This is a genomic window from Bacillus salacetis (assembly GCF_003581585.1).
Taxonomy (GTDB): domain Bacteria; phylum Bacillota; class Bacilli; order Bacillales; family Bacillaceae_B; genus Rossellomorea; species Rossellomorea salacetis.
Genome location: NZ_QXIR01000046.1, coordinates 18,556 through 32,516 on the forward strand (window position 1 = coordinate 18,556; position 13,961 = coordinate 32,516).

Here is a 13,961-nt window from a genome sequence, read left to right on the forward strand (position 1 = left end):
ATTCTTTTTCGATAGTAACACCTTTGAATACAGGGGAAAAATCCGGCACCTGGGATTTTTCCGAAAGCAACAATATATGCGAAAACAGCCTTTTAAATTTAATTAAAAGTTAAAAGCCGGGCAGGATTTTGAATGGTTTTAAAGAATAGTTAATTTGACAAAAAAATAGAAAGGAAGATTGAATGCCAAGAAAAAAGAGAACATGGTTTCCAGGTGCGATGTATCATATTACAGCGCGGGGAAATCGAAAAGATCTTATCTATCATGAAAGAGAGGATTACCATTATTATCTTCACCTGCTTGAAAAAGCACAAAAACGTTACCCCTTTAAACTCCACTCTTATTGTCTGATGCCAAATCATATCCACTTATTAATTGAAACCGAAATGCACTCTCCTTCAACAATAATCCATTATATACATTCCCTATATGCCAGATATTTCAATAATAAATATAAATGTATAGGCCATCTGTTCCAGAATCGCTTTAATGACAAGGTGATCAAGGATTGGAAGCAGATGATGGATACCAGCAGATACATCCACTTGAATCCTGTGAAAGCAGGACTTGTAATAAAACCAGAAAAATATCCCTGGAGCAGCTATAAAGTTTTCATATCAACCAGTGAAAATTCCATTGTTACTAGTGAAAAAATTGTAAATACCATGTGTAGTGGATCAAAAAACACTTATAAACATTACGTAGAAATGAACTTAAAAAAAGATAACCTTTATTCATGAATTAAGTGAGCCAGGCTCAAAAGGCGTAATCTGAGCCAGGCTCAAAAAGTGAGATCTGAGCCAGGCTCAAACGGCGTAATCTGAGCCAGGCTCAAAAGGCGAGATCTGAGCCAGGCTCAAAAGGCGTAATCTGAGCCAGGCTCAAAAAGCGAGATCTGAGCCAGGCTCAAAAGGCGTAATCTGAGCCAGGCTCAAAAAGCGAGATCTGAGCCAGGCTCAAAAAGCGAGATCTGAGCCAGGCTCAAAAAGCGAGATCTGAGCCAGGCTCAAAAGGCGTAATCTGAGCCAGGCTCAAAAAGTGAAATCTGAGCCAGGCTCAAAAGGCGAGACTTGAGCCAGGCTCAAAAAGCGAAATCTGAGCCAGGCTCAAAAGGCACACGCACAAGCCTCCGTAAAAACCAAAAGCCCGGAAAGAAATCAGCTTCCAGGCTTTTGAAGTTAAATCAGTATAATGGAAAGCAGGGAAACGGATGCTGTTAGAAACAAAGCCAGTTTCACAGGAAAGGAAAGAGTATCTTTCCCTTCCTCATTGACCTGCTTTTCTTTTTCATTAACTGTTTTCCGGTAGTTTGGACTGCAGAAGCCCATCAGGCTGCAGGCTTCCAGTTTGAGATGTCCTCTTCCAGCGGGATATTATTGGCTCTTGCTTTTTTAGCTGCGATGAAGAAGATTGCTACCAGGATTACAGAAATGGCAGCGGCTCCGATATAAGATGTGCTTAGGGCCATGCCGAAGCCAATAGGTGCATTCAAGATGTAGGTTGTCGTAGCCATCAGCATGAATGTGCCAGGAATCAAGGAAATCCAATAATTTTTTTTAGCTATATACAGGTACATCGCACCTACAAACAGTGCAATAACGGCCGTTGATTGGTTTGCCCAGGAAAAGTAGCGCCATAGAAGCGTGAAGTCGATCCTGGTAAGTGCAAATGAGATTGCGAATAACGGAAGTGCGATCCATAGACGGCTTGTCACTTTCTTTTGAGAGAAGTTGAAATAATCCGCTATGATCATGCGCGCACTTCTGAATGCAGTATCACCAGATGTGATAGGGAGGATGATGACACCAAGAATGGCAAGTGTCCCTCCGACAGCTCCAAGCATTAGAGTGGATGCTTCACTGACAACGCCGGCAGGACCTCCATTCGCCAGCAGATCATTCAGGCCATTGTAGCCGTCGAACAAGCTCATTGCAGCGGCAGCCCAGATCATGGCGATGATTCCTTCTGCGATCATCATTCCATAGAAAATTTTCCGGCCATTGTTCTCGTTTTGCGTAGTCCGGGAAATGATTGGTGTTTGTGTAGCATGGAATCCTGATAAAGCGCCACAAGAGATTGTCAAGAATAACAATGGGAAGATTGGTGCATTGTCAGGGTGAAAATTAGACAGGGACAATTCAGGGATCGGTGCTCCTGTGAATACAAGCATACCGCCTACTCCAAGTGCACTGATCAAAAGAAGCGCTCCGAAAATAGGATAAAAACGTCCGATGATTTTATCGATCGGCAGTAAGGTAGCCAGGATGTAATAAATGAAGATCGCTCCAAGAATCAAGCCCATGGCAGCCCAGCCATCCATTAGGTTGAAAAGCAAGTCGGCAGGCGCTGAAACGAACACGGTACCGACCAATAATAACAGGAGGACTGCGAATGCATTGACGACATGCTTCATGAATTTACCAAGGAATTTACCTGCAAGTTCTGGAAGGTGGGCTCCGCGGTTCCTGATGGAAATCATGCCAGTCAGGTAGTCGTGGACCGCTCCTGCGAAGATACATCCAACAACAATCCAAATGAAAGCAACAGGTCCGTACAGGGCCCCCATGATTGGTCCGAAAATCGGGCCGACACCAGCAATGTTCAGAAGCTGGATCAATGAGTTTTTAGGTGTGTTCATCGGGAGGTAGTCGACATCATCCTTATGAGTATATGCAGGTGTCGTCCTGCCTTCGTTCACACCGAAGATCTTTTCTACAATTTTACCGTACGTAAAGTAACCAACAATCAATAAGGCAATTCCGGCTAGAAATGTATACATGGTAAATCCTCCTTAAGATTATGAATGCGTTTACATAGATTATAAGATTGATTGTGGCGGAATGGTGAAGTTTTAGAATAAGATGCGGATATGGAGGATTAAGATGTAAACAGGGAGGGTTAAGATGCAGAGGGATGAAAACCTTTACATGAAAAGAGGACGCCTTAGGGGCGTCCGTTAAAGAGTTACAGCTCAAGCTTCTGCCGCAGGGCTTTCACATAATTTCTGCTGACAGAAAGCTTTTCACTGTGTCCCTGGATTTCAAGTTGATAGGCCCCGTTGAACCAGGGAGTCAGCTTTGTGATGTAATCCAGGTTGACGATATAGCTCTTATGGATCCGGAAAAAAGAGAAGGCAGCCAAACGGCTTTCCAGATCTTTCAATGGGGTTTTGACTTCATACTCGTTGGCTTTGGTCATGATTTTCGATACTTTTTCTTCACGGGCTATATATAGGATGTTACCCGGATCGAGATAAAGGATTTCTCCTTCTCCTTCAACAGCTAGTTTCCCATGCTGCCGCACATTATCAGATTCAGTTTGGGCAGAGGGATGGAGGAGTTTTTCAATTCTCGCCACCGTCTGGGTCAACTGTTCATCATCATATGGTTTAAGCAGATAATCGACCGCTTCATAACGGAATGCTTCTGCCGCAAATTGTGGATATGCAGTTGCAAAAACGATCAGCGGCGGCTTTTTCAATTCAAGAAGGGACTTCGCTGCTTCCATGCCGTTCATCTTCGGCATTTCAACATCCAGAAATACAACCTCGGGACTATGCTGGATGGTCTGCAGGACGGCACTTTCTCCTGAATCGGCTTCACCGATCACCTGAATGGAAGGATACTCCCCTAATAAATGTTTAAGTTCATCCCGGCTGTAACGTTCATCATCAACGACCAGGACTTTTATTGCTTTTTCCATTGTGATGCCTCCATTTCAGGGATGAAGAAGGAGATTTCCGTCCCTTCACCACTTTCGCTTGAAATTTTCAATGCCGCCTTGTCACCATACATCATGGTCAGCCTGCGGTTGATATTATATAAGGCAAAGCCGGTTCCGGTCTCAGACTCGAGACTGTTTTCCCCAAGAATGGCCAGTCGTTCTGCAGGGATTCCTTGTCCATTATCCTCCACAGTGATCATCACCCCTGCCCACTTATTGACGACAGTGATTTTTACAACGCAGTTTTCATTTTTATCTTTGATGCCGTGCTTGATGGCGTTTTCCACAATCGGCTGGAGAGTAAGGGGCGGAATCATTTGCGACAGGGTGTTTTCGTCAATTTCATACTGGACTTTCAGTTTATCCACAAAGCGCGCTTCTTCAATGGCCAAATAGGCTTTCACATGCTTCAGTTCTTGTTCCAGCGAAGTGATTTCAGCTGTGGTCCCCGTTAAATTCTGCCTTAAAAAGTTGGAAAGGGAAATCAGGAGCTTCCGTGCCTGGGCAGGGTCGATCCTGATCAGGGAGCCGATCACATTCATGGAGTTGAATAGAAAGTGAGGGCTGATTTGAGCCTGAAGCGCCTTGATCTCAGCTTCTTTTGCATACTGCAGGGCTTTATCGGCCTCGGCAATTTCCAATTGGTTGCTCAGCAGGACGCTCAGCCCTGAGATTAGTTCCAGGATGACGTTTGAAATTTCTTTTTCTGATGAAAAGTAAAATTTCAACGTGCCGATGGTCTCGCCGCGCTGCTTTAACGGAGCGATGACAGCAGCACCAAGGGGGCAGTCCTTATTGACACAATGGATGGTTTCGTCATTCGCCACCACCAATTTCCCCAGCCGGATCACATCTTTTGTGATATGGGTCTGAAGAGGGCTGCCGGCACGGTGATGATCGTCGGCAAGGCCAGTATGGGCAAGTATACTTGTCTTATTTGTCATTGCGACCGCTGATGGCTTGATTTCTTTAAAAAGGATTTCGCACACTGCTTTGGCAGATTCGTTATTCATCCCTTTACGCAAATAGGCCAGTGTCTGATCGGCTATCCTGAGTGTCTTCTGAGCTTGAAGTGCACCGGCTTTTTCTTCTTCATTCACAACATTTTTGATGATCAACAGGAAAAGTGCACAGCCGATTCCGTTGGCCAGGATCATGGGAACCCCGATCATTTCTACAAGGGTCAGCGCTTTTTCAAAAGGTTTTGCCACTAAGAGGATGATGAGCATTTGAATGGTTTCTGCCAGGGCACCGATCAGGAAAGCGGCGGGCAGTTTGACATGCTTATTCCGCTGGTGAAACATTCCTGAAATGATTCCGGCTGCAATGGCGGCAATGCCGCATGAAATATCGGTAAAACCCCCAAGTGTGAAACGGTGAATTCCGGCAATGAGGCCGGCTCCGATTCCGACCCTGTATCCACCGAGAAGCCCGGCGAGTACGACGCCGATGACTCTTGAATTCGCAATTGCCTCATCAGCATCCAGGTTCATTGCCCAGCGGTTGAAGTTAAGGGTGTCGGTGTTGAAGGCAAGTCCTGAGTAAGTCCCGATGATACCAAAGAACCCGAAGAACAGGATTGCAACAACTTCCTGCCGGCCCCGTAATTTATCTTGATAGATCATGCTCTGGAAAAAACGGAATCTCGTTAAGATGAAAGCTATGGTGACGATGATCCCTAGTCTCTCCAGCATGGTAAAAAGAAGATCGAACATGTTGAAGGCTCCTTTGGACAGGCTGAATGAATTAACCCGCAAAATGATAAACCCATTATACCAAATAAGAACGCTTTACCGCTTTAAAGCAGCCGGGGACTGTCCCCGGCTGCTTTAAAGCGGTAAAGTATTTTGCTGCTAGGTTAATGGTAAAGTGACGGAGTACCAGCAGGGAGTTCATTCTTTAATGAAATATGAAGATCAAGATTTTTATTGATGGAGGCATAGAAGACGTCATTTGAGTTGTTAACTCCCTTTTCCTGCAGCTTTTGTTTGAGCCATTGCTGGTTCACATTATATTGCTGGAGCACTTTTTCATAAATCGTTCCTTCCATGATGACAGGAACGCAAATACCGTGTGAACGGTGAGAGATGCCAAGATCCCCTGAAGTAGCAGCCCGTTTTTCAGCATTTTTATAGACACTGAGGGACCCGTTTGATTCAATGATGCCTGTTTCAACATCATCAAGGTCAAAGATGCCTTTCTCCCTCAGCATTTGCAGAATGTTATCAATAGAGTATTGAATGCTTTTTAAATTCTGGCGGATCAGTTTACCATCCTGGATGACTATCGTGGGTTCAAATGTCAGCAGCCTGCCAATTTTTCTGTTCTTAATTTTTAACTTGGAAACTGCCTTCTGCAAAAGACCGATGGCTATAATGGCCGCTCCCGTGTGAAAATGCTGGACACTCGGGTCGGCGATATCAGCACCTGCCACCGAACCAAGGGTCAAGATGATGAGGAAATCAAAGATGGGCAGTTCTCCGATTGCCCGTTTCCCCATATAGATTGTGATGAATAAAAGCAGGGGCAAAATGGTGATGATCCTGCCAAGAACAATAAGGGTTTCTTGAAAAAATTCCATCCGAGTAGAGCCTCCCGTATGCTTTTGTCTGGATACCAATAATTTTTCCTAGAGAGGTAAGATTATACGGAAGGTGGCGTTATGTCGGGAAAAAGATGAAAACACCTCAATCTGGTCAGGTGGTATGTACTCTTGCTCTTGCCTCTATAATAAGTTCATCAAAGATATCCCCAAATGGCTTCCCGGTATGTTTGGCTTCCTGGAGTTTCCGCTTGGCAAACCAGTTTTCCCCGATTGCCACTCCTATAGGGCAATTCCTTTTCCATGGAGCGATGATCCTTTCGGTGTCATGTCCTCTTCTCAGGACAAAATCGGTTTTCAAAACCAGCTGCACAATTTCCATGTCAGTGATCGGTCCATTGACTGCCATTTTCTTTCCTGCTATATAATCATTGGCTTTTATAAGATTGGTGGCACCTGCCAGCCCGTCACCTGCAGCGAAATGAATGTTTTTTATGCCTGACATCACGATGGCCCCAAAACAGAGGGCACATGGCTCCATCGTAGAGTAAATACTGTATTTCTTTCTGTTTTTGTTTGTTTCCAGATTATCGATTTTCAAAATGGCATTGATTTCTGCATGAGCGATTTTGTTGCTGCATACCTGACCCTCTTCATAATTTTTTTCATAAACCTTGTTTCTTCCAGTTGAAATGACTTCCCCGTTTTCATCGGTAATGGCTGCTCCGATTGGAAAAGAGCCGCTGCAATAAGCAGTCCAGGCTTCTTCAAAACATTTTTTCCATTGTTCAGGCAAACTCTCCCACATCATGATTCACTCTCCAATCTCTGTTGTCCAATCCTTCATTATATAAGCTATCTTCGCATATATCGTTGCTTTCGGAAATATCCCAGGTGCGGAATTATTCCCAGTATTCCAAGTTTTACTCTCGAAAAAACACGAGCAGCTCTTTTCTTTCCTGCTCACCGGGGTCTGGTGACAGGCACGCCCCGAGATTTGTCGAAACTTCTCCTTGTGTACTAATCCGGTCTGCAGTCTGCATATTTCATTCGTTTTTAGTCATCCTAACTGTATGAAATGCAGTATACACAGGAGGAATCGTCATGGATCAGAATCTGGCTTACTTGCGAGAAGTCCTTTCCAATTACACAGAAGAAAATAGAATGATGAGAGAGATCTACGAAAAGATTGAACATGGCCACTATCCGTCGGAGGATGCATTTGTAAGGGCCCTCAGTGAGGAAGAAGTCCGCTCACTTGAAAACATCCTTGATAATGAAATCAATCATGCAAACGAAGCAGGAGACCTGGAACGGGGATATCAGTTAAATGAGGTTTATGAACTGCTTTATTAAAAAGAGGCGCAGTGCCTCTTTTTTTTCGACAATTTCCGGGAAGTGACTGTCACCTAATCCAATATGTTACAATTAGGTTAAAAAAATGAAGGTGATGTTATGGAAGTACAAGGGGAGACGGTTTTATCAATCAAAGGTCTGGAGAAGAGCTACGGGGGGAACCATGTCCTGAAGGGTATCGATTTGGAGGTCCAGAAAGGGCAGATCATCGGCTATATCGGCCCTAATGGTGCGGGGAAAAGCACGACGGTAAAGATATTGCTTGGACTGGAAAGTGCCGGCACCGGTGAGATTGAGATTTTTGGAGAAAAAGTGTCTGATAGTGATATAGATTATAAGAGAAAGATTGGCTATGTCCCCGAAATTGCGGAGATATATGACAACCTGACAGCAAGCGAGTATATGACGTTCGTCGGCGAGCTGTATGGTATGTCCGCACAGGAAGCATCGGATAAAGCATATAAATTGATGAATATATTTGGAATGAAAAATGTCTTTCATTCGAAAATTTCTTCATATTCTAAAGGGATGAAACAGAAGGTGCTGATCATCTCAAGCCTGCTTCATGATCCTGAACTCTTATTCTTCGATGAGCCGATCAATGGGCTGGATGCCAATAGTGTAATGATTTTCAAGGAAATCCTCGCTAAGCTGGCAGCTGAAGGGAAGACGATATTTTATTCCTCCCATATCATGGATGTGGTCGAAAAAATCAGCAGCAGGATCATCCTGCTCCACAATGGCCGCATTGTTGCTGATGGGACTTTCAACGAATTGAAAGGACAGAATATGGAAGGTACACTGGAGCAGATTTTCAATGAGTTGACCGGTTTCAATGAGCATGGCCAGATTGCTGAGCGGTTTGTTGAAATTGTCAAAGGCGGGGTGTAAGGATGAAGGAATTTCGTACACTGCGGTTTTTGGACTTTTTTCAATGGATATTCACTAAGCAGGGAATCGATTACAGGATACTTCGAAGAATACTGCAAGTGAAGCTGACAATGGATGGAAGACGGGTTCCGACGATTTTTAATCAGTCCAGCAAAAAGCAGAAAGAGGATAATAATCGCTTTATTAAATCTTTATGGATTTATGCGTTATATGGTCTGTTTCTTGTCCCGATCATGCTTATGGGAAACAGTTATCTTTTTCAAATGAGCCTGACTTTTGGAGTATTGATGTTTATCATCATGACTTCGATGATTTCCGATTTTTCTTCCGTTTTGCTGGATGTCAGGGACCGGAACATCCTTCATACGAAGCCTCTGGATAAAAGGACGATCAGTCTGGCCAAAACATTACATATTTGCATATACCTTTTCTTTTTGACAGCGGCTATTGCAGCAATTCCGCTTGCTGTGAGTATTTTTTCACATGGACCACTGTTCGCTTTGCTGTTTTTAGGGGAAATCATTCTGATGGATTTCCTGATAGTCGTTTTGACTGCCATATTATATTTTACGATATTAAGATTTTTCGATGGGGAAAAATTAAAGGATATCATTAACTATGTACAGATTGGCCTTTCGATTGGACTGGCGGTCGGGTATCAATTCGTGGCCAGGTCGTTCGAACTGGTCGAGTTGGATATGGTATTCAATCCGGCGTGGTGGCAATTCCTGATACCGCCGGTCTGGTTTGCAGCACCTTTTCAACTGTTTCTGGAAGGAAGGGGCGGAGCATACATTATAGCGTTTACCATACTGGCTTTTGCTGTACCGGTCGCAGCGCTGTTCATTTATTCAAAAATGATGCCTGCCTTTGAACAGAACCTGCAGAAGCTGTCCAGCCACAGCGGCAAGGACAAGAAAACCAAACAAAGATATTTCAATTGGGAAGCAGGGATTGTTTGCAGGAATAGTGAAGAGCGGGCTTTTTACAGGTTTGCACGGTCGATGATGAAGACGGAAAGGGATTTTAAGCTTAAAGTCTACCCGGCACTGGGATTTTCCTTGATTTTTCCTTTCATCTTCATCTTCAATCAACTTCAGTTTGGTACATTTGAAGGCATAAGGGAGAGCAAATGGTATTTATCACTGTACTTTTCAGTGCTGATGATTCCTAATATCATGATGATGCTGAAGTATTCAGGCAAATTCAAGGGGGCCTGGCTTTATAGAACTGCTCCGGTACAGGAACTGCGAAATCTTTATACTGGAACGATCAAAGCCTTGATTGTAAGGCTGTTCCTTCCTATCTATATACTGCTCAGTATTATTTTCATTTTCTTATTCGGTATCCGGATTGTGGAAGATATCTTCATCATTCTTTTGAGCGGGATTCTTTATACAATTATCGGATTTGTCCTGATAAAAGGAACACTGCCCTTTTCGCATTCCTTTGAAGCTGTCCAGGAAAGTGACGGATGGAAGATCATTCCTTTTCTTCTGTTGATTGGATTGTTTCTGGGGGTTCACTTCCTTTTCACTCTTTTCAATTATGGCACCTATATATACTTAGTGCTGTTATCGATGGCGGTACTTATTTCATGGAAGTATTCTTTTAAAACAACGTGGGAAGATTTAAAGTAATGATGGAACCTTCTGCCGGATTTATGGGGCAGAAGGTTCTTTTTTCATGTTCCTTTTTCAAGGAACCTGTGCTATTATTTAGTAATCCGAAATATTATTATGATGAAGAAATGATCTTCTTGCGGGAAGGTTGTTTTTATTTTGTCTAGGCTCTTTTCGTAAACTTTGTTGCTATTCAATACAAATTTCAACTATATGGTCGTAAAAACCCCGGTGAGAAAGAAAGAAAAGAGCTGCTCGTTCTTTTTCGAGAGTAAAACCTTTGTATACAGGGGAAAAATCCGACACCTGGGATTTTTCCGCAAGCAACAATATATGCGAAAAGAGCCTTTGTCTAAAACTGCCTGAATCAAGGCATACCAGGAGGTACTAAAGGTGAAAGAAACATTATGGACCAAATCATTCATTATGCTGATGATTGGTAACTTGTTTGTGTTCATGTCCTTTCAAATGTTGATACCGACCTTGCCTCCATATATTAAATCCCTTGGAGCGTCGGGGTTGGAGATAGGGCTTGTGACAACATTATTTTCCATCGGGGCAGTATTAAGCAGGCCGTTTATCGGCTTTATGCTGGAATATAAAACGAGGAAGCCGCTTGTATTGATTGGAGCTTTGTCGCTTCTGCTGATCACGTTCATCTATCCGCTGTCGCAAATTGTAGTGATCTTCCTTTTATTCCGTTTTGTACATGGCCTTGCCTGGGGGTGGTCAACGACTGTCAATGGAACAGCGGCGGTTGATGTGGTTCCCAATTCCAGGCTTGGTGAAGGGATGGGTTACTATGGATTGTCCATTACGATTGGAATGATCGTTGCCCCGAGTCTGGGGATCTTCTTGTTCCAGGTTACTTCCTTTTCAAATTTGATTTATATTTCAGCAGTGCTTGGGATCATCGCCCTTATACTGCTTAGTGTGGTTCATTACCAGACTCCTCAGTCAGTAAAGGAGACTAAGAAAGAGGAATTGAAATTTTCTTATTTCGGCTCACTTGTGGAGAAATCGAGCATTTATCCTGCACTCATCACGGTTATTGCTACATTCGGTTATGGTTCGATTGTGACCTTCATTGTCATTTTTGGTGAAGAGCGCGGGATCGATCAAATTTTCCTTTTCTACTTATTTAATGCCATCATGGCTTCGCTTTCCCGTCCAATTGCCGGAAAGTGGTTTGATGAGAAAGGGCCGATCGGCTTGGTGCTATTCTGCACTGCCGTAACGTTTGTGGGGATGTGGGTCTTATCATTCGCGCACTCCAACCTGTTAATCATCATTGCGGGAGTTCTGTTCGGTGTAGGATTCGGTTCTTTGATTCCGACACTTCAATCATGGGTGCTGTCCAAAACCCCGGCAAACCGCAGGGGTGTGGCAAATGGAATGTTCTTCTCATCCATTGATCTTGGCATCGGACTGAGCGGATTGGTCTTTGGAGTCTTGGCTCAGTTTGTGGAAACAGGGACTCTATTTCAAATTTCAAGTGCCTTCCTGTTGATTGCCATGGTTTTGACTATTAAAGAAGCCAGAGGCAGGAAACTGCAGCAGCAAACACAAGTATCAACATCAGCATAATGAGAGGGGACAGTCTTCAGTGCTTTAACTAACGCGCTATAGGGGACTGTCCCTTTTTGTGCTTTAAGGTGGTGAAGAAGGCTATATACTTGATGTTATGTTGTGGAAAAGAGTATGGTGTTGGGTAGGTTATTTCACAAGAAATGCAGAATATAGAAATATCTAAATAGTAAAGAAGCGAACGGAGGATTATGGATGGACTTTGAGCGTAACCTGGAAAAGTATGCAGAACTTGCTGTGAAAGCAGGCGTTAATATTCAAAAAGGACAGTTTTTGTGGATTTCAGCAGCGACCGGAACAGAGCATTTTGTCAGGAAGGTCGTTAAACAGGCTTATTTGGCAGGAGCTGGTGATGTGCACGTTCAATGGTACGATGAAGAAGTTAAGAGGACTCATTATGAACTTGCCCCTGATACTGCTTTTGAACAGTTTCCGTCATGGCTGGCCGGGGCATTTGATGAGGTTGCTGAAAAAGAGGGAGCCTTCTTGCAAATCGAAGCTGATGATCCCGATTTATTAAAAGGAATTCCTCCAAAGAGGCTGCTGGCTTTTGAAAAAGCAAAGGGCAATGCGCTTGAAAGCTTTTACGATGCCATCGAAACGGACCTCATCAGCTGGTCGATCATTGCCATCCCTTCACAAAAGTGGGCTGATAAGGTGTTTTCAGATCTGCCTGAGGAAGAACGGATGCCTGCTTTGTGGACCACGATTTTCGAAGCGGTAAGGATAAACGAGGAAGATCCGGTTGGAGAATGGAAAAAACATATAGATGCCCTGCAGTCAAAAGCTGAAGAGTTAAATGAAAAGCATTTTTGGAAGCTTCATTACACAGCCCCGGGAACAGATTTAACGATAGAGCTGCCGGAAAAGCATCTATGGCTGACTGGAAGCTCCACCAATAAACAAGGAACAATATTCATAGCTAATATGCCGACAGAAGAAGTGTATACGGTCCCTCTCAAAAATGGAGTGAATGGGCATGTCACCAGTACAAAACCACTCGCCTACCAGGGGAACGTCATCGAGAACTTCAAGCTTACCTTTGAAGAAGGAAAAATCATTAAAGCCGAAGCTGAGGCGGGGCAAGAATTATTGGATAAGATCCTGGAGACGGATGATGGAGCAAGCTATTTAGGCGAAGCGGCTCTCGTCCCGCATAAATCGCCTATTTCCGAAACGGGTATCTTGTTCTTCAATACACTATTTGATGAAAATGCTTCCAATCATCTAGCGATAGGTTCCTCTTATCCAACCTGCTATGAGGGCGGCCAGAACCTTTCGGAGGAAGAAAGAAAGTCCGCAGGGCTTAATGACAGCATCGTCCATGAGGACTTTATGATTGGGTCGGATAAAATGGATATAGAAGGGATTTATAAAGATGGTTCAAAGGAAGCGATTTTCAGGAATGGGAATTGGGCATTTTGAATGAAAAAGCAGGGGAATTGCCTTTCTCTGCTTTTTTTGTTTTTTCCATTTGGCTTCCATTAATGAAAAAAGACGTTTAACTTGGCTGATGAAGGGAATGAAAATTAGTGAAAGCAATCTTTTGAGGAGGGATATTAGTGAACAAGACAATTATAGGCGGTGTATTCAGAAACCAGGAAGAAGCAGTCCGTGCGATTGAAGCGCTCCATGATTTAGGTTACTCCAAAGAAGACATTTCGATTTTTGCAAAGGATAATGACGATATTAAAAGCATTGAACATGAAACAAACAGCCATGTTACCGAAAGCGAAAGCGGCAGAGGCAAAAACGCAGGAAAAGGTTTTGGTATCGGTGCCGGAACGGGCGGTGTCCTGGGAGGTATCGCAGGTATCATTGCTGAAGTCGGCTTATTGACGATTCCCGGAATCGGAGTGTTAGCAGCGGCAGGCCCTCTCGCGACAGCACTCAGCGGTGCCGCAATAGGCGCAGGCGGAGGCGGACTGGTTGGTGCTCTTACAGGGGCGGGGATCCCTGAAGAACATGCCACGGAATATGAAGACCATCTGAACAAAGGCCACATCGTCGTATTGGTTGATGCAGATGAGGATCGCCGAGATAGGGTCTATGGACACTTCTCAGAAAACAATTCTTTAAATACTCATTCCTATCCGGAACGTGTACGAGTAAATAATACAGATAATACAAACTTATAAAAGGTTGAAACCCCCGGCAGATCCTGCCGGGGGTTTTGTTATTACAGCCCGTCTAGGGGCCTGTCAGGAAGACAAAGAGCAGCCTTCCCGCCGGTCCGGCTA

The 13,961-nt window shown here is 43.9% G+C and carries 13 protein-coding genes; 7 read left to right on the forward strand and 6 right to left on the reverse strand.

Annotated features, from left to right (window positions below; all coding sequences use genetic code 11):
• Window positions 1-182: 182 nt before the first annotated feature.
• Complete coding sequence (locus tag D3H55_RS22050) at window positions 183-740, forward strand: REP-associated tyrosine transposase (protein WP_119549476.1); 558 nt, start codon at window positions 183-185, stop codon at window positions 738-740.
• 438 nt (window positions 741-1,178) lie between these two features.
• Here the strand turns inward: D3H55_RS22050 and D3H55_RS24640 are convergent, their stop codons facing one another.
• From D3H55_RS24640 to D3H55_RS22075, 6 genes are all read right to left on the reverse strand, one after another.
• The gene (locus D3H55_RS24640; RefSeq protein WP_168413222.1) at window positions 1,179-1,328 is read right to left on the reverse strand and encodes a hypothetical protein; all 150 of its coding nucleotides are present in this window, start codon (window positions 1,326-1,328) and stop codon (window positions 1,179-1,181) included.
• On the reverse strand, window positions 1,328-2,779 hold the full coding sequence (locus tag D3H55_RS22055) for a carbon starvation CstA family protein (RefSeq protein WP_119549477.1): 1,452 nt from the start codon (window positions 2,777-2,779) through the stop codon (window positions 1,328-1,330). The genes D3H55_RS24640 and D3H55_RS22055 overlap by 1 nt, the downstream gene beginning before the upstream one ends.
• A 185-nt stretch (window positions 2,780-2,964) precedes the next feature.
• Window positions 2,965-3,702 (reverse strand): LytR/AlgR family response regulator transcription factor, encoded by a 738-nt coding sequence (locus D3H55_RS22060; RefSeq protein WP_119549478.1) that lies wholly within the window; start codon window positions 3,700-3,702, stop codon window positions 2,965-2,967.
• Window positions 3,687-5,438, reverse strand: coding sequence for a sensor histidine kinase (locus D3H55_RS22065; protein ID WP_119549479.1), 1,752 nt, complete (start codon window positions 5,436-5,438; stop codon window positions 3,687-3,689). The genes D3H55_RS22060 and D3H55_RS22065 overlap by 16 nt, the downstream gene beginning before the upstream one ends.
• Window positions 5,439-5,581: 143 nt before the next feature.
• Entirely contained in the window at window positions 5,582-6,304 is a 723-nt protein-coding gene (locus tag D3H55_RS22070; protein ID WP_119549480.1) for a DUF421 domain-containing protein, read from the reverse strand.
• A gap of 115 nt (window positions 6,305-6,419) precedes the next feature.
• Window positions 6,420-7,076 (reverse strand): nucleoside deaminase, encoded by a 657-nt coding sequence (locus D3H55_RS22075; RefSeq protein ID WP_240628749.1) that lies wholly within the window; start codon window positions 7,074-7,076, stop codon window positions 6,420-6,422.
• Between the two features lie 293 nt (window positions 7,077-7,369).
• Here D3H55_RS22075 and D3H55_RS22080 point away from each other — a divergent pair, with 293 nt between their 5' ends.
• The 6 genes from D3H55_RS22080 to D3H55_RS22105 all read left to right on the forward strand — a co-directional run bounded on the left by D3H55_RS22080 (window position 7,370) and on the right by D3H55_RS22105 (window position 13,859).
• Complete coding sequence (locus tag D3H55_RS22080) at window positions 7,370-7,621, forward strand: sigma-G-dependent sporulation-specific acid-soluble spore protein CsgA (RefSeq protein WP_119549481.1); 252 nt, start codon at window positions 7,370-7,372, stop codon at window positions 7,619-7,621.
• 99 nt (window positions 7,622-7,720) lie between these two features.
• On the forward strand, window positions 7,721-8,512 hold the full coding sequence (locus tag D3H55_RS22085; RefSeq protein WP_119549482.1) for an ABC transporter ATP-binding protein: 792 nt from the start codon (window positions 7,721-7,723) through the stop codon (window positions 8,510-8,512).
• 2 nt (window positions 8,513-8,514) lie between these two features.
• Window positions 8,515-10,152: a hypothetical protein gene (locus D3H55_RS22090; RefSeq protein WP_119549483.1), complete on the forward strand. Its 1,638-nt coding sequence runs from the start codon at window positions 8,515-8,517 to the stop codon at window positions 10,150-10,152.
• A gap of 375 nt (window positions 10,153-10,527) precedes the next feature.
• Entirely contained in the window at window positions 10,528-11,721 is a 1,194-nt protein-coding gene (locus tag D3H55_RS22095; RefSeq protein WP_119549484.1) for an MFS transporter, read from the forward strand.
• 195 nt (window positions 11,722-11,916) lie between these two features.
• Window positions 11,917-13,146, forward strand: a complete 1,230-nt coding sequence (locus D3H55_RS22100; protein WP_119549485.1) for an aminopeptidase — start codon at window positions 11,917-11,919, stop codon at window positions 13,144-13,146.
• 137 nt (window positions 13,147-13,283) lie between these two features.
• A complete protein-coding gene (locus tag D3H55_RS22105; RefSeq protein WP_119549486.1) occupies window positions 13,284-13,859 on the forward strand; it encodes a general stress protein in 576 nt (191 codons plus the stop codon).
• Window positions 13,860-13,961 lie beyond the last annotated feature (102 nt).

Bases quoted from the DNA above. Each gene is read 5' to 3' on its own strand.
- D3H55_RS22055 (WP_119549477.1), bottom strand. From the start codon at position 2,779: ATGTATACATTTCTAGCCGGAATTGCCTTATTGATTGTTGGTTACTTT.
- D3H55_RS22070 (WP_119549480.1), bottom strand. From the start codon at position 6,304: ATGGAATTTTTTCAAGAAACCCTTATTGTTCTTGGCAGGATCATCACC.
- D3H55_RS24640 (WP_168413222.1), bottom strand. From the start codon at position 1,328: ATGGGCTTCTGCAGTCCAAACTACCGGAAAACAGTTAATGAAAAAGAA.
- D3H55_RS22065 (WP_119549479.1), bottom strand. From the start codon at position 5,438: ATGTTCGATCTTCTTTTTACCATGCTGGAGAGACTAGGGATCATCGTC.
- D3H55_RS22100 (WP_119549485.1), top strand. From the start codon at position 11,917: ATGGACTTTGAGCGTAACCTGGAAAAGTATGCAGAACTTGCTGTGAAA.
- D3H55_RS22085 (WP_119549482.1), top strand. From the start codon at position 7,721: ATGGAAGTACAAGGGGAGACGGTTTTATCAATCAAAGGTCTGGAGAAG.
- D3H55_RS22050 (WP_119549476.1), top strand. From the start codon at position 183: ATGCCAAGAAAAAAGAGAACATGGTTTCCAGGTGCGATGTATCATATT.
- D3H55_RS22060 (WP_119549478.1), bottom strand. From the start codon at position 3,702: ATGGAAAAAGCAATAAAAGTCCTGGTCGTTGATGATGAACGTTACAGC.
- D3H55_RS22090 (WP_119549483.1), top strand. From the start codon at position 8,515: ATGAAGGAATTTCGTACACTGCGGTTTTTGGACTTTTTTCAATGGATA.
- D3H55_RS22075 (WP_240628749.1), bottom strand. From the start codon at position 7,076: ATGATGTGGGAGAGTTTGCCTGAACAATGGAAAAAATGTTTTGAAGAA.
- D3H55_RS22080 (WP_119549481.1), top strand. From the start codon at position 7,370: ATGGATCAGAATCTGGCTTACTTGCGAGAAGTCCTTTCCAATTACACA.